Below are 15468 nucleotides of genomic sequence, written 5' to 3'. Positions count from 1 at the left end.
GAATTTCAAGGAGCATGACAATGAGTAAGAGAAAACGCGTATTGGTCAAATTTTCAGGCGAGGCCTTGGCTGGAGAAAATGGTTTTGGTATAGATACAGCTGTGCTTAAATTTATAGCAAGCGAGATAAAAGAGCTTATTGAAAATGATATCGAAGTTGGCATCGTAATAGGCGGTGGCAACATAGTGCGCGGTGTGAGCGCTGCAAAAGATGGTATCATCAAGCGAACAAGTGGCGATCACATGGGCATGCTAGCAACTGTCATCAACTCGATCGCGATGCGTGAAGCTTTAGAGAGAAGTGGGCTTGAAGTAAGAGTGCAAAGCGCGATCAAGATGGAAGCGATCTGTGAGACTTTCATCGTAGGACGTGCGCAGCGCCATTTAGAAAAGGGCAGAGTTGTTATCTTTGCTGCGGGCACTGGCAATCCATTTTTCACAACAGATACAGCAGCTACGTTAAGAGCTATCGAGATCGGCTCAGATATGATCATAAAAGCGACAAAAGTTGATGGCGTTTATGACAAAGATCCTAAAAAATTCAAAGATGCAAAACTTCTAAAATCACTAAACTATGAAAAGGCGATGAGCGATGATATCAAGGTTATGGACGATACTGCCATAGCTTTAGCAAAAGATAACGCACTGCCGATCTTAGTTTGTAATATGTTTAAGGCTGGAAATTTATTAAAAATAATAAATGAAGAAGAAGCAGCCCTATACTCAGTTGTAAAATAAATTTCAAAAAGGATAAAAATGAGAACAGAACAAATCACAGCAAGAGCGCTAAAACAAGTAGGAGATGACAGATATAAGCTTTCACTTATCGTTGCAAAGCGCGCAGAAGCGCTAGCAAATGGCGCCATAGCTTTAGTTGATGCTGATACTTCAAAGATGAAATTTGCCGACATAGCACTACTTGAAGTGGCTGAGGGCAAAATAGGCTTAGAGGCAATAGTTGAAGGAAAATAGTCTTTTTTTAGAGCAGTTGATAGAGCAAATTTTAGCTTGCAAAAACGTTTCAGAAGCGATAAAACTGCTCTTTTCTCTTTGTGAGAAAAGTGAAATTTTAGATAAAGCCGTAGATAGCTGCGTCACATCTCACGCTGGACAATACCGCAAAAGTGGCGAACCATACGCCATCCACCCCATCTTAGTAGCCTCTATCGTAGCAAATATGGGCGGCGATGAGAGCATGGTCATAGCTGCACTTCTTCATGACGTGGTCGAAGATACCGACGTAACGCTAGGGGAGCTTCAGGCTGAATTTGGCGATGAGGTTGCAAAGCTGGTTGAGGGGCTTACAAAGATAGTTGCCATTAGAGAAAATAAGCTCGCAAGCTCAGATAGCAACGAAAAACTGGCAAGCTCGGCGCTAACTTTTAGAAAGATGCTCTTAATCTCAATTGAAGACGTGAGAGTCCTTGTCGTAAAGCTTTGCGACAGACTTCACAACATGCTAACTCTTGAAGCGCTAAGGCCTGAAAAGCAAAAACGCATAGCCGAAGAGACGCTTATGGTCTATGCTCCGATTGCTCATAGGCTGGGAATTTCATCGATCAAAAACATGCTTGAAGATCTAAGCTTTAAATACGCGATGCCAGAAGAATACGCAAAGATCGATAGCTACCTAAACAAAAATAAGCAGCAGCTTAGCTTAAAGCTAAATGCTTTTCACGAAAAGGTAAGTCAAATTTTGCTTGAAAATGGCTTTATCGAGGGCACTTTTGAGATACAAAAACGTATAAAACACTACTACTCGATCTATCTAAAGATGCAAAGAAAGGGCATTTCTATCGAAGAGGTGCTTGACTTGCTTGCCATTAGGATCATCGTGCAAAAGCCGCTTGATTGCTACCTTGCACTTGGAAATTTACATATAAATTTTAACCCATTAATTTCTAGATTTAAAGACTATATCGCGCTTCCAAAGCAAAATGGCTATCAAACGATACACACAACCATTTTTGATAACAAAAGTATATTTGAGGCGCAAGTTCGCACTTATGATATGCATAAAACCGCTGAATACGGTGTCGCCGCTCACTGGAAATATAAAAATGGCGAGGGCAGCCTCTTAAATCCAAAGCTTGACTGGCTAAATGACATCAGCATGCAAAATAGCGAGAATGATAGTAACGTCGAAGAGCTATATGAATACGCAAAAGATAGCCTTTATATCGAAGATATCGCAGTTTATTCTCCAAAGGGAGAGGTCTTTACATTGCCACGAGGTGCTACGGCGCTTGATTATGCTTATGAGATTCACTCAGAGATCGGACTTTACGCAAAAGAAGCTTATATAAACCGCGTTAGGATGCCGCTTCTAACGGAGCTAAAAAATGGCGACATCGTTAGGATAGTAACTGGCGAAGAGGCTAAATTTCGCTGTTCGTGGATAAATAGCGTGCGAACAGGCAAGGCAAAGGCGACGATAAGGTCATTTTGCAAGCAAAAGATAAGAGATATAAACTACAAAATGGCGATAGATATCTTAAAATCAGTATTTAACGTCTCAAAAGATAGAATTTTAGAGTGGATAGAGAGCGAAAATTTAGGCAAAAAGGTCTTTCGTGCGGCAACTGATAGCGAGTATCTGCAAGAAGTGGCAAATATGCTTAAAAAATACATCAGAAAAGAGCGTCCATTTATGATCTCTTTGGGCGACAAATACCAGATCAAAAAGCAGAAATTTGAAAACATAGTGATCTACTCAAATCACAAAATTTCAAATGTCGAGTTTGATTATTGTTGTAATCCAAAAAGGGGCGATAGTATAGTTGGCTTTAAAAATGGCCACACCGTGACAGTGCATCACAAGCTTTGCGAGCGCGCTGGCAAGCTAATGGATAAAGGCGATGAGATCATCTTTGTCAAATGGACGAGGAATGCCCCGCATAGGTATAAAATTTTATTAAATTTAGAAAACAGAAAAGGTGCGTTGGCTGAATTTTTAACATATCTTGCTAGACTTGATATAAATTTAGCTACAATCTCGCTAAACGAAGCAAATGATCTTAGCGGAGATACGTTTGAAATAAGCGTCGAAATAGCAGAAAACATCGATGCAAACGAGATCAAAGAGAAGATCAAAGATAGATATAAGATTATTGATTTTGTTTCGCAAAGCGACCCATATCATAATTAGGAGAGAAAAATGGTTCAAGATATAGACGATATTTTACAAGAGATAAACCGCGGCGTTGCCGAGATGATCGATGCTGAGAGAGTTGAAAATTTAGTTAAAAATTATTATGAAAAAGGTGAAAATTTCTACGTAAAAGCAGGCTTTGACCCAACAGCTCCAGACCTTCACCTAGGTCACACAGTCGTTTTAAACAAGATGGCTTTGCTTCAAAAACATGGCGCGATAGTGCAGTTTTTGATAGGCGATTTTACCGCTCAAATAGGCGATCCAACAGGCAAGTCAGCCACTAGAAAAAAGCTAGATCAAGAGACCGTTTTAAAAAATGCCAAAACTTACGAAGAGCAAGTTTTTAAAATTTTAGATCCTAAAAAAACTGTGATAATGTTTAACTCAAAATGGTCAAATGAGCTTGGCGCTGCTGGCATAATTGAGCTAACTAGCACATTTTCAGTAGCTAGAATGTTAGAGCGTGACGATTTTGAAAAGAGGATAAAAGCGGGCAGCCCTATATCAATCTGCGAATTTATGTACCCACTGCTTCAAGGCTATGACAGCGTTGCTATGAAGTGTGACATCGAGATGGGCGGTACGGATCAGAAATTTAACCTTCTAATGGGTAGAACATTGCAGCGAACATATAACGTCGGCAAAGAGCAAGCCGTCATCATGATGCCGCTTCTTGAGGGGCTTGATGGCGTAAATAAGATGAGCAAAAGCCTTGGCAACTACATCGGCGTAACTGAAAATGCAAATGATATGTTTGCAAAAACGCTTAGCATAAGCGACGAGCTAATGTGGCGCTGGTACGAGCTACTAAGCACAAAAACACTTGGCGAGATAGAAAATTTGATGAGTGATGTTCAAAACGGCAAGTACCATCCAAAAAAAGCAAAAGAGGATCTTGCATACGAGATAACAGCGAGGTATCACGGCGAGGAGGCTGCTAAGGCTGCTATGGCTGAATTTAACAGCGTGCACTCTCAAAATCAGCTCCCAACGGATATGAAAGAATTTAGCTTAAAAGCGCCGATTTGGATAGTTGAAGCCTTATCTCAGTGTGGGCTAAGTGAGTCAAACTCTCAAGCAAGGCGAGATATAAAAGCAAATGCAGTTAGCGTCAATCAAGAAAAAATTAGTGATGAGCAGTTAAAATTAGGAGCAGGCGAGTATATCTTGCAGGTTGGTAAGCGTAAATTTGCGAAGATAAAGGTTGAATAAATGGAGTTAAAGCCGTTAAAAATAGGTAAATACGAGATAAAATACCCGATATTTCAAGGCGGTATGGGGCTTGGCATCAGCTGGGACAAACTAGCTGGCAATGTGAGCTTAGAAGGCGGTCTTGGCATAATTAGCTCAGTTGGCACAGGCTACTATGAAAACCGCAAATTTATAGATAAAGAGCTAAATGCAAAGCCTTTTGGAAGCGAAAATTTCTACTCTACAAGAGGGCTTCGAGCTGTCATAGAAAATGCACGTAAAATTTGTGGTGACTTGCCACTTGGCGTAAATATAATGTATGCTGCAAACGACTACGCAAGGGTGGTTAAAGACGCCTGCGAGGCTGGTATAAATATCATAGTCTCAGGTGCAGGGCTACCTACAAATTTACCTGAATTTACACAAAATTTTAAAGAGATAGCACTAGTGCCGATCGTCTCAAGCGCAAAAGCACTAAAGATCATCTGTAAGCGCTGGCTTCAAAGATATGAGCGCTTGCCAGATGCTGTCGTGCTTGAAGGACCGCTAAGTGGCGGCCATCAGGGCTTTACATACGAGCAGTGCCTTGATCCTGAGTTTTCGCTATTTAACCTTATCCCACAGGTAAAAGCTGAGATCAAAGAGTGGGGCGACTTCCCTCTCATCGCAGCTGGTGGAATTTGGGATAAAAACGACATAGAAAAGGCGATATCGCTTGGAGCAAATGGCGTTCAGATGGGCACACGCTTCATCGGCACTCACGAGTGTGACGCAGATATTGGCTTTAAAGAGGTTTTGCTAGCGGCTGAAGAGAAAGACATCGAGCTTATAAAGAGCCCAGTTGGCTATCCAGCTCGCGGAATAAGAACAAATTTGATAAATTTAGTCGATAAAAGAATGGGTCCAAAGATCCAGTGTATAAGCAACTGCGTGAGCCCTTGCCAAAGAGGCAAAGAGGCAAAGCAAGTTGGGTATTGCATCGCAGATAGGCTATTTGACGCATATAGCGGCAAAAAAGAGAGCGGGCTATTTTTCACAGGAGCAAATGGCTACAAACTAAAAGAGCTAATAAGCGTAAAAGAGCTAATGCATAAGCTGGTACATGGTGAATGAAACGGGTTTTAATATCTCTTTTTCTAGCATTTAGTTTTCTTTTTGCGACGACAAATTCGGAGACTTTTGCCAAATTTGATAGAAATTTTATGGCTCTAAACAGAAGCGCAAAGATCAAGCTTCACAACGATATAAAAAATATCTATGTCGATGCGATCATTAAAAACGATAAAAACACGAAAAAACAAGCGTTATCAAGGCTAATAACAAGCTCAAAGGCGCTTGGCTTTGACTCAAGCGCATATATAAGAGATCTAAATTCGATAAATGGCGTAAAAGGTGCTAGCATGCCAGCAGCTTCGCCAGCTTTAACGCTACTAAGCGCTACAAAGGTAAATGACACCTTGGTGCTTAAATTTAACACAAAGCTAGATACCGCAAGGCTAAAAACATCATTTGCCAAACAGCAAAACGCCTACAAAAACATCATGGATATTGATGGCAGGCTAAATGGCAACCCACTAACTTATAAAAATTTCATCTCAGACTACATCCACATCTCGCAGTACGATAAAAATACCGTTAGGATTATCTTTTCTGACAAGGTGCAAAAGACGATAAAAGCAAACGCGACTGGGGATTTGCTAATAATCAGCGCTCAAAATTTCATCTCAAATGAAAACGTAAGAGCGCCGCTTCATAAAAACAAAAAAGAAGAGGCCAAGCCAAAAGAGCCAGAGCCAAATTTAAAGTCTGAGCCAGCACAAAGCGAGCCAGTAGAAGAGCCTTTGCCTCCAGTTGTGACGGGTAAGTTTTCACGCAACAAAACGATCGTCATCGACCCAGGGCATGGCGGCACGGATCCTGGTGCGGTAAATGGCAGTTTAAAAGAAAAAACAGCCGTTTTAGGTGTAGCCAAAAAGCTTGGCGAGATACTAAAATCTCGTGGCTACAAGGTCTATTTCACCAGATCAACTGACGTTTTTATAAATTTAAGGTCAAGAACAAAATTTGCAAATGACAAGATGGCTGATCTTTTCGTCTCCATTCACGCAAACGCCGCTCCAAACGCTGCTAAAGCAAAGAGCATGCACGGTATCGAGACATTTTTCTTGTCGCCTGCAAGGAGCGAGCGCAGTAAAAACGCAGCCGCGCTTGAAAATAAATCAGACATCGAAGAGATGAACTACTTTTCGCAGCAAACGTTTTTAAACGTGCTAAACCGCGAGAAGATCATCGCCTCAAACAAGCTTGGTATCGACATCCAAAAGGACATTTTAGCAAGCGCTAGAAAGGTCTATGCAGCCAGCGACGGCAGCGTGCGAGAGGCGCCATTTTGGGTGCTCGTGGGCGCTCTTATGCCAGCGGTTCTTGTCGAGATCGGTTACATCACACATCCAGTCGAGGGCGAAAAACTATTTAACGAGGCCTATCAAAAAGCCCTTGCAAACGGCATCGCAAACGGCATAGATGGATATTTTGCAAAAAATAGATGAAAAATGCAAATTTAAGCTTTAAAGGGCAAATTCCATTTAACGAAGAGTTTGACGACATCTACTTTAACACCGAAAAACCTTGGCTTGAGAGCGAATTTGTCTTTACGAGCGCACTTGATGAAATTTGGCAGAGCAAAGATAGCTTTATAGTCGCTGAGACTGGCTTTGGTGCTGGGCTAAATTTCTTCACGCTTTGTAAGAAATTTAAAAATAGCTCCAAAAAGCTTCACTTTGTTAGCATCGAAAAAAGCCCTATAAAAAAAGAAGATCTTTTAAAAATTTATGAAAATTTAGGCATTTTTAAAGCTTATGTTAAAAAGCTAGTTTCGCTCTATCCACCACTAATCTCAGGCATACACCGCATAAATTTCGCACCAAATATCACCCTTGATCTTTGCTACGGCGAGGCAGATCAAATTTTGCCTGAGCTTGATTTTGCCGCCGATATCTGGTTTTTAGACGGCTTTGCCCCAAGCAAAAATGGCTCGATCTGGAGCGAGGATGTCTTTAAGCAGATCGCAAGGCTAAGCAGGGTTGGCACCATAGCTAGAACCTACTCGTGTGCAAAAATAGTGAAAGTTGGGCTAAAAAATGCTGGCTTTTTGCTGAGCCTAAAAGAGGGCTACGCTAGAAAACGCCAGATGAGTAGCGCCGTGCTAGAGAAAAAGGATGAAAATTTAAAGGACGCTTGGTTTGCTAGGTGCGAGCCAGTTGCCAGCGTAAAAGGCAAAACAGCGCTTGTGATAGGAGCAGGAGTGGCTGGGCTTGCAACAGCTAGCGAGCTAGCTAAAAATGGCTTTAAAGTGGTGATCGCCGAGGCAAAGAGTGAAGTCGCGACAAATGGCTCAGGTAACCACTGCGGTGCCTTGATGCCGCTAGTTACGAAGCCTGGGGTAAATTTAGGCCGCATGCACATAAATGCGTTTTTGCAAGCAGTGAGATTTTACAAGGCAAATTTGCCAAAAAGTCTCATCAAATTTAATGGCTGCATCGACTATGCGTTCGATGATGAGCTTGTCAAGCGATACGCCTCGTGGCAGGATCAAAGCGCGGAGGATGTTTTTAAATTTGATGAGAGTTTAAAGCCATATCCTGGGATATTTATAAAAGAGGCGGCTTATGCTAGACCAAGAGAAATTTGTAAATTTCTATCAAGTAACTTTGAAATTTTATTTAACCACGAGTACGAGAGTAGGACGCACCTGCAAAATGGCAAGATAAGCGTTAAATTTAAAAATAAAAAAAGCTTGGAGGCTGATATCTTGGTCTTTTGCACAGGCAGCAAGAGTAGTGAAATTTTTAAAGACTATGACATGCAAATAAGCAGCGTCCGCGGCCAAGTCACGCACCTAAAACCAGCACTTAAAAATAAGCTACCACTAAGCGCAAAAGGCTACATCTGCCCAGCTGTAAAAGGGGTGCAAGTCATCGGCGCAACCTACGCTAGAAATGAAATTTGCGACACGCCTAAAGACGAGGATAATGCTAAAAATTTAAGCGACGTGAGCGAGTTTTTTGACACCACAAAAGCCACCATCATCGGCTCACGTGTGGGATATAGAAGTTATAGCGGAGATAGATTTCCGATAATCGGCGCTTTGCATGATGAGGAGTTTTACAAGCAAAACTACAAAGGGCTATTTTGGAGTAAAAATAAGGACAACAATCCAAAAGCAAGCTACGAAAAAAATGTCTTTGTAAATTTCGCTCACGGCTCGCGTGGCCTTGGCACAGCGATACTTGGAGCAAATTTGATAATGGATCTTGTACTTGATCGCCCACTTTGCATAGAAAGATCGCTATTTTTTGAGCTTCATCCTGCTAGATTTTTGATAAGAAAACTGAAAAAAGGACTAAAATAGTCAAATTCCTTAACATATGTTAAGAACTGTTATCAAAACTTGCATTATAATCCTTCGCAAAAAAAGGATACAACTTGAGCAAAATTTATAATCTTGACAAAGATACAAAGATAGTTGAAAAAAGCGTTGTTAGTAAAAGGCTCTTTCAAAACAAAAACGCAAGTGTAGATATATACGCATTTGATGAGGGCGAGGAGCTTGATCACGAGATGCTTTTTATAGACAGCCTTGCCTTCGTCATTGATGGCGAAGCACAGCTTGAATACGGCGAAAAGCAGATGAGGCTTGGGCGTGATGAAGCCTGCCTTATCGAGGCAAAAACCTGGCGAAAGCTCAAATTTACAAAGAAAACAAAATATTTACTAATAGATTTTAAGGAGAATGTTATGATAGATCATTTAGACAAAGCGAGTGTTTTTAGCCTCGCAGATGCCGTTAGCTACGAGAGTGGCAAGATAGTTAGCAAGACGCTTGTCAAAAACGAAAATGGCTCGATGTCGCTACTTAGTTTTGACAAAGACCAAGAGCTCTCAACTCACGCTGCCCCAGGCGATGCGCTACTTATCGCACTTGATGGCGAGCTTGATTTAAAGATAGCTGATGAGAGCTTTCATCTAGTAAAGGGCGATAGCATCGTGCTTCCAGGCAAGATCCCACACGGCCTAAAAGTGAAAGACAAATTCAAAATGCTTCTAATCGTCACAAAAGACAAAATGTAAAAAAAGCCCTATTTTAGGGCTTCTCTCTTTTATAAATCACATTAAATTTACCATTAATAACCCAAAAAGCAAAGTCATAATATAATCCCTTTAAAATTTAAAGAAGAGCTATGAAAAAAGAAAATTCCAAACTATTTTTACTACTATTTTTGGGCGCGCTTTCAGCATTTGGACCATTTGTCACAGACCTTTACCTGCCAGCACTTCCAGCCATAACTGAGTGGTTTGGCACAAGCGTTTCAGCAACCCAGCTAACCCTTACAACCTCGATGGCAGGTCTTGCGATCGGTCAGCTAATAGTTGGTCCAATCAGCGATAAATTTGGACGAAAAACACCACTTACCATCTCGCTCATCATCTACACGATAAGCACGATTTTTATATTTTTTGCGCAAAATATCCAGTTTTTTATCTTTATGCGCATCATCCAAGGGCTTGCAAGTGCGGGCAGTCTGGTTATCTCAAGAGCCGTTGTGAGCGACCTTTATAAGGGTCACGAGATGACAAAATTTTTTAGTCTTATGATGGTTGTAAATGGTCTTGCTCCGATATTTTCACCAATAGGCGGCAGCTTGCTACTTAAATTTACCGACTGGCGCGGCATCTTTATGGCGCTAACGATCATCGGCATTTTGCTATTTATCGCAAATTTTTACTTCAAAGAGAGCCTAAGCCCTGCTAACCGCCTAAAAGTGCCTTTGCTTCAGACCTACAGCGTCTTTGGCAAAATTTTAAGAAAAAAGAAATTTATGCTATTTATTGCGATTCAGACATTTACGATGGCTGCGATGTTTGCCTATATCGCGGCATCTTCTTTTATCTTACAAGAGTTTTACCTGCTAAGCCCAGTAAGCTACAGCTTTTGCTTTGCGGCAAATGGCCTAGCCATCGTCATAGGTGCTAGGATAGCGAGCTTGCTAAATGAACGAAAAGCACTAAAAACTGGGCTTTTTGGCACCTTGTTTGCTAGTATTTTTATAGCGTTTATGCTTTGCTTTAAATTTGAAGTGATTGGCGTTATCATCGCATTTTTCTTACTTTTGCTCTTTACTGGCTTTATCTTACCAACGGCCTCATCACTTGCGATGAATGAGGGCAGGGAGTACGCTGGCTCAGCCTCGGCGGTGCTTGGATTTTGCCCATTTTTCTTAGGCGGCGTCATCTCTCCACTAGTTGGTCTTGGTGACATTTTTTACTCGACGTCAATAGCCATTTTAGCTTGCAGCGTGCTTGCTTTTATCTCATTTTTAGGACTAAAAAGAGTTGCGTAAAATTTATCTTGTCTCAAACACAAAAACGGCTGATGAGAGCGTTATAAATTTAAGCGTTAGTAAGATCTTGTTTTTGAAATTTGAGATAAATTTAAGCGAATATGACACACTTGTAGCAACCTCAAAAAACGCTTTTAAGGCTTTAAAATTTAATGAGATTAGCGCGCTAGAAAATTTACCAGTTTTTGCCATAGCAAGTGGCTGTGCGGCGGCTGCAAAGGGGCTTGGATTTACTCAAATTTACACTGGGCAAAATGCACACGGAGATGACTTTGCAAGAGAAATTTTGCCACTTTTAAAAGGCAAAAAGGTGCTTTATCTAAAGGGCAAAGATAGCGCTTCAAATTTCTTAGAAATTTTGCAAGATGGCGGCGTAAATATAAAAGCAGTCATCGCTTATGAAAATGTCTTAAACCCTTGCAAAATGGAGCTAAAACCGCCAAAAGATAGCATTTTGATATTTGCGTCTCCGATAAATGTGAGAAATTTTCTTAGTAATTTTGGCTGGGACGAGAGCTACCAGACGATAAGCATCGGAAAGGTCACTGCAAAAGAGCTAAAATTTACCACGCCAATAGTGAGTCAAAACCAAGATATAAACGCTTGTATCGCACTTGCCAAAACGTTACTTTAAGCAAAAAATTTATATAATTTCTAAGCCTGAGTGAAGCGAGTCAGCATTTTACGGGGTCCAACACTTTTTTGTTAGCGAAAAGGTATGGGTGCCTTGCGATGTGGCTTCGTTTGAGCCTTAAACAGCGAGAAGTTGCAACCTTTTGGTATCCATCTATTTGCAAGATTGGCTTTGTTTATGGGCCACTCTTCTATGCGACGCCCACTTGGGTTTTTAAATTTACGGAGATAATATGAACATTCTCATAATAGGAAGTGGCGGCCGCGAATACGCCATCGCTCTTAAGCTAAAAAGTGAAAAAAACGATATAAATTTATACTTTGCACCTGGAAATGGTGCGACCTCACGCCTTGGTGAGAATTTAAACATAAAAGACTTTCATGAACTAGCAAATTTTGCCAAAAAAAATAGTATTGAGCTAACTATCGTGGGACCTGAAGCGCCTCTTAGCGAAGGCGTGGTGGATATCTTTAAAAAAGAGGGTTTGCTCATCTTTGGACCAAGCAAAGCAGCTGCTAGACTTGAGGCCAGCAAGGCCTATATGAAGGACTTTTTAGCTAGAAATAATATAAAAACTGCAAAATATTTAAATACAAACGATAAAGAAAAAGCATTTAAATTTATTGATACCCTAAGTGCTCCGATGGTCGTAAAGGCTGATGGACTTTGCGCTGGAAAAGGCGTGATCATAGCAAATTCTAAAGAGGAGGCCAAAGAGGCAGTTAGCGACATGCTAAGCGGAGCTAGCTTTGGTGAGGCTGGTAAATTTGTGGTGGTTGAAGAGTTCTTAGACGGCTTTGAGCTTAGCTTTTTTGCCATTTGTGACGGCGAAAATTTCGTAAGCTTGCCAGTGGCGCAAGACCACAAACGCTTGCTTGATAACGACGAGGGCCCAAATACTGGCGGTATGGGCGCGTATGCTCCAAGTCCGCTTGCTTCAAGTGAGCTAGTAAAAAGAGTCGAAGAAGAGGTGGTAAAACCTACGTTAAAAGGGATGAAAAACGAAGGTAATCCGTTTTGTGGAGTGCTTTTTGTGGGGCTGATGATCGTGAAAAATGAGCCTTATGTGCTTGAGTTTAACGTGAGATTTGGCGATCCTGAATGCGAGGTATTGATGCCTTTGATAGATGGAAATTTGAGTGAAATTTTACTAAACGCTGCAAAAGGCGAGCTAAAGCCTATCAGCTTAAAAGATGAATTTGCTGTTGGCGTCGTAATGTCTAGCAAAAACTATCCTTATAAAAGCAGCCCAAAGGCTAAAATTTCAGTATTAAATGATGTAAAAGACGCCCATATAGCTTACGCAGGTGTGAGCAAAGAGGGCGATGAAATTTACGCAGATGGGGGCAGAGTGCTAGTCTGCGTGGCGACTGCAAAGAGCATAAAAGGGGCACGTGATAAGGCTTATGAGCTTTGCGAAAATGTCAAATTTGACGGAGCACACTATAGAAAAGATATCGCGTGGCAGGCTCTAAAATGAGTATGCAGATAGAAGAGAAGCTTCAAAACGAAGAAATTTCACTTGCCCCTTTTGCTAAAAGGATCATGGCGTTTTCTATCGATGAGATCATAGTTGTATTTCTTTTTATGATCATCTACTGGGAGCCACTTTCTACTAGCACTAACTTTGATGATGCTAGAAATTTAGTATTAAATCTTTTTTGGCAGATCAACCTACTAAAAGTCATCTATCACACATTTTTTGTTTGGTATTACGGCGCAAGCCCCGGGCAGATGATAACAAAGACGATGTGTATAAATGTAGAAATTTTAGACAAGCCAAATTTAACTCAAAGTCTTGTTAGAGCGATCTTTAGGATAGTTAGTGAAGCTTGTTTTTATCTTGGCTTTGCTTGGGCACTTTCAAACCCTGCAAGGCAGACGTGGCAAGACAAAATAGCAAAAACAGTGGTGATAAATGCGTAAAATTTTATTTTTAATTCCGGTTTGTGTTTTTAGTTTAAGTGCAGCAGTGCAAGATGTGCAGCTATTAGCTGATGACGTGAAGCAAGATAAAGGCATCGTAACGGCAAACAAAAACGTCGTTGTATATTCGCAAGAGTATCTTGTGACGGCTGATTGTGCTGTCTATGATCAAAATAGCTCAGTCATCGAGCTCTTTGGCAATGTCAATATGATGAAGGGCAAAGACGAGGTCTCTCGCTCAAACTACGCCAAGCTAAATTTAAAAAACAACAACGCTGCCTTTGAGTCGCTCTTTATGATGAACAAAGACATGGAAGTGTGGATGAGAAGCGACGAGAGCAGCTCTGATAGCGAGTATTACAGAGTAAGAAAGGCTATGGTTTCAAGCTGTAATGTCCAAGATCCTGACTGGAGCATCACTTCAAGCTCAGCCATGCTAAATAAAGAGAGTAAATTTTTGCATCTTTTTAACCCAGTCTTTCGCATAGCAAACGTGCCAGTCTTTTACTTGCCATACTTTGGCTTCTCAACTGATACCACAAGAAGGACAGGCCTTTTGCCACCAGAGCTAGGATACGGCAAGTCAGAGGGCTTTTACTATAAGCAGCCAGTCTATTTTGCACCTTATAATGAGTGGGATCTGGAGTTTGATCCGCAGATAAGAACAAACAGGGGCGCTGGAATTTACGGTGCTTTTAGATTTACTGATTCGCCTGATTCAAGAGGCGAGATCAGCTTTGGTTCATTTACTGACAAAAACAGCTACCGAGCCAAGCAAAAAGGCGAGACCTCAAACAGAGCTGAGCTAAAAAACAAAACTCACAAAGGTGTCGGTCTAAAATATGAAAGAGATAAGCTCATAAAATACCTTAGTGAGGCTGATCTGCAAGAGGGTATGTGGATAGATGCAACCAAGCTAAATGACATAGACTATCTAAATTTAAAGGGCAGAGACGATGACTATGACTCGCTTGTGACCTCTAAATTTAACTACTTTATCGCAAATGACGATCACTACTTTGGTGCCTATGCGAAATACTACATAGATACCGAAAAGATCGGCTCAAAGAACGAAAACAAAGATACGCTTCAAGAGCTTCCATCGCTTCAGTATCATAAATTTACAGATGACATAGTCTTGCCAAATATCTTATATTCAATCGATCTTCAATCACACAGATATGATAGAAAGATAGGCGTTAGGGCAACTCAGTATGAATTTACGCTCCCAGCTTCAGTGCATGTGCCACTGTTTGATGATAGCTTAACATTTTCATTTTACGAGTATCTTTACGCTTCAAGGATAAACTACGAAAACAAGATAAATTCATTTGATGACAAAAGAGAATATAAACACGCAAATTTTGTAAATAACTACCATAAATTTGCTCTTCACACAGACCTTGCAAAGGCCTATGAGAGCTTTTATCACACTTTAAATTTTGGTGCTGAGTACTTGCTGCCAGGATATAGAAAAGGAAATTTAGACGACGAGTTTATTTACGATAAAGATCTAAATGAATATGAAAATTTCTTAGCTCAAGATCAGAGCAAAGAGGAAGTTTCTGGTTACTTGACGCAGTATTTCTTTAACGGCAGTGGCAGAAAGGTCGTCAAACACAGCATCTCACAAGGATATTACACAAAAGATGATGAGTATTCAAATTTAAAAAATGCCATCTACTTATATCCGTTTGAGAATTTTAGCCTTTATAACAAGCTAGAGTATTCACACAAAGATAGAGAGCTTAAAAAGGTTCAAAATGGACTTTATTATACGCACGATCTATTTTGGATAAATATGCTCCATACGATGAAAAAGAGCGATAGCCTTGCTAAAAACAGCGCAACAAAAGATAACTACTTTACAAGTAGCGCTGGCGTGAAACTCCCTCATCAATATAGCCTAATTGGCGGCTGGCAATACGACGTTGAGAGAAGCTACACAAAGAGCTGGAGAGTTGGTGTGCTTCATCAAAGAAAGTGCTGGAACTACGGGCTAATTTATCAACACGATGTCGAGCCGACAACAACGACAAATGGCTCAGCCTCAACTAAGAAAAGTGGCATCTACTTTACTATAAATTTCTATCCGATGGGCGGCTTGCACTATGACTTTTCACAAAGCAGCACCGCTTCATCAAGTAGCAAATAAGATGGCTA

General features: G+C 40.9%; 13 protein-coding genes. All 13 read left to right on the top strand.

Annotated features, from left to right (window positions below):
- Positions 1-20: 20 nt before the first annotated feature.
- The gene (gene pyrH, locus CCS77_RS07490) at positions 21-737 is read left to right on the top strand and encodes a UMP kinase (RefSeq protein ID WP_009294284.1); all 717 of its coding nucleotides are present in this window, start codon (positions 21-23) and stop codon (positions 735-737) included.
- An 18-nt stretch (positions 738-755) separates the two neighbouring features.
- Positions 756-971, top strand: coding sequence for a DNA-directed RNA polymerase subunit omega (locus CCS77_RS07485; RefSeq protein ID WP_004317259.1), 216 nt, complete (start codon positions 756-758; stop codon positions 969-971).
- Positions 958-3147, top strand: coding sequence for a RelA/SpoT family protein (locus tag CCS77_RS07480; protein WP_107917027.1), 2190 nt, complete (start codon positions 958-960; stop codon positions 3145-3147). The genes CCS77_RS07485 and CCS77_RS07480 overlap by 14 nt, the downstream gene beginning before the upstream one ends.
- A 9-nt stretch (positions 3148-3156) precedes the next feature.
- A complete protein-coding gene (gene tyrS, locus CCS77_RS07475; protein ID WP_107917026.1) occupies positions 3157-4365 on the top strand; it encodes a tyrosine--tRNA ligase in 1209 nt (402 codons plus the stop codon).
- Complete coding sequence (locus CCS77_RS07470; RefSeq protein ID WP_004317256.1) at positions 4366-5457, top strand: nitronate monooxygenase; 1092 nt, start codon at positions 4366-4368, stop codon at positions 5455-5457.
- Entirely contained in the window at positions 5454-6893 is a 1440-nt protein-coding gene (locus tag CCS77_RS07465) for an N-acetylmuramoyl-L-alanine amidase family protein (protein WP_107917025.1), read from the top strand. Before CCS77_RS07470 ends, CCS77_RS07465 begins: the two co-directional genes overlap by 4 nt.
- A complete protein-coding gene (gene mnmC / locus CCS77_RS07460) occupies positions 6890-8755 on the top strand; it encodes a bifunctional tRNA (5-methylaminomethyl-2-thiouridine)(34)-methyltransferase MnmD/FAD-dependent 5-carboxymethylaminomethyl-2-thiouridine(34) oxidoreductase MnmC (protein WP_107917024.1) in 1866 nt (621 codons plus the stop codon). The genes CCS77_RS07465 and mnmC overlap by 4 nt, the downstream gene beginning before the upstream one ends.
- A gap of 74 nt (positions 8756-8829) precedes the next feature.
- Positions 8830-9474: a cupin domain-containing protein gene (locus CCS77_RS07455; RefSeq protein WP_103596958.1), complete on the top strand. Its 645-nt coding sequence runs from the start codon at positions 8830-8832 to the stop codon at positions 9472-9474.
- 110 nt (positions 9475-9584) lie between these two features.
- A complete protein-coding gene (locus tag CCS77_RS07450; protein ID WP_107917023.1) occupies positions 9585-10745 on the top strand; it encodes a multidrug effflux MFS transporter in 1161 nt (386 codons plus the stop codon).
- Positions 10738-11379, top strand: coding sequence for a uroporphyrinogen-III synthase (locus tag CCS77_RS07445; protein ID WP_103572917.1), 642 nt, complete (start codon positions 10738-10740; stop codon positions 11377-11379). The genes CCS77_RS07450 and CCS77_RS07445 overlap by 8 nt, the downstream gene beginning before the upstream one ends.
- 232 nt (positions 11380-11611) lie before the next feature.
- Entirely contained in the window at positions 11612-12859 is a 1248-nt protein-coding gene (gene purD, locus CCS77_RS07440; RefSeq protein WP_107917022.1) for a phosphoribosylamine--glycine ligase, read from the top strand.
- The gene (locus CCS77_RS07435; RefSeq protein ID WP_103567670.1) at positions 12856-13305 is read left to right on the top strand and encodes an RDD family protein; all 450 of its coding nucleotides are present in this window, start codon (positions 12856-12858) and stop codon (positions 13303-13305) included. The genes purD and CCS77_RS07435 overlap by 4 nt, the downstream gene beginning before the upstream one ends.
- Positions 13298-15460 (top strand): LPS-assembly protein LptD, encoded by a 2163-nt coding sequence (locus CCS77_RS07430; RefSeq protein ID WP_107917021.1) that lies wholly within the window; start codon positions 13298-13300, stop codon positions 15458-15460. The genes CCS77_RS07435 and CCS77_RS07430 overlap by 8 nt, the downstream gene beginning before the upstream one ends.
- The last annotated feature ends 8 nt before the right edge of the window (positions 15461-15468 follow it).

This window comes from Campylobacter concisus (assembly GCF_003048375.1).
Classification (GTDB): Bacteria; Campylobacterota; Campylobacteria; order Campylobacterales; family Campylobacteraceae; genus Campylobacter_A; species Campylobacter_A concisus_T.
The sequence above is the reverse complement of the archived record's forward strand: the minus strand, read 5'-3'. Positions and strand labels throughout refer to the sequence as shown.

Bases quoted from the DNA above. Each gene is read 5' to 3' on its own strand.
- pyrH (WP_009294284.1), top strand. From the start codon at position 21: ATGAGTAAGAGAAAACGCGTATTGGTCAAATTTTCAGGCGAGGCCTTG.
- purD (WP_107917022.1), top strand. From the start codon at position 11,612: ATGAACATTCTCATAATAGGAAGTGGCGGCCGCGAATACGCCATCGCT.
- mnmC (WP_107917024.1), top strand. From the start codon at position 6,890: ATGAAAAATGCAAATTTAAGCTTTAAAGGGCAAATTCCATTTAACGAA.
- CCS77_RS07450 (WP_107917023.1), top strand. From the start codon at position 9,585: ATGAAAAAAGAAAATTCCAAACTATTTTTACTACTATTTTTGGGCGCG.
- CCS77_RS07465 (WP_107917025.1), top strand. From the start codon at position 5,454: ATGAAACGGGTTTTAATATCTCTTTTTCTAGCATTTAGTTTTCTTTTT.
- CCS77_RS07435 (WP_103567670.1), top strand. From the start codon at position 12,856: ATGAGTATGCAGATAGAAGAGAAGCTTCAAAACGAAGAAATTTCACTT.
- CCS77_RS07485 (WP_004317259.1), top strand. From the start codon at position 756: ATGAGAACAGAACAAATCACAGCAAGAGCGCTAAAACAAGTAGGAGAT.
- tyrS (WP_107917026.1), top strand. From the start codon at position 3,157: ATGGTTCAAGATATAGACGATATTTTACAAGAGATAAACCGCGGCGTT.
- CCS77_RS07430 (WP_107917021.1), top strand. From the start codon at position 13,298: ATGCGTAAAATTTTATTTTTAATTCCGGTTTGTGTTTTTAGTTTAAGT.
- CCS77_RS07470 (WP_004317256.1), top strand. From the start codon at position 4,366: ATGGAGTTAAAGCCGTTAAAAATAGGTAAATACGAGATAAAATACCCG.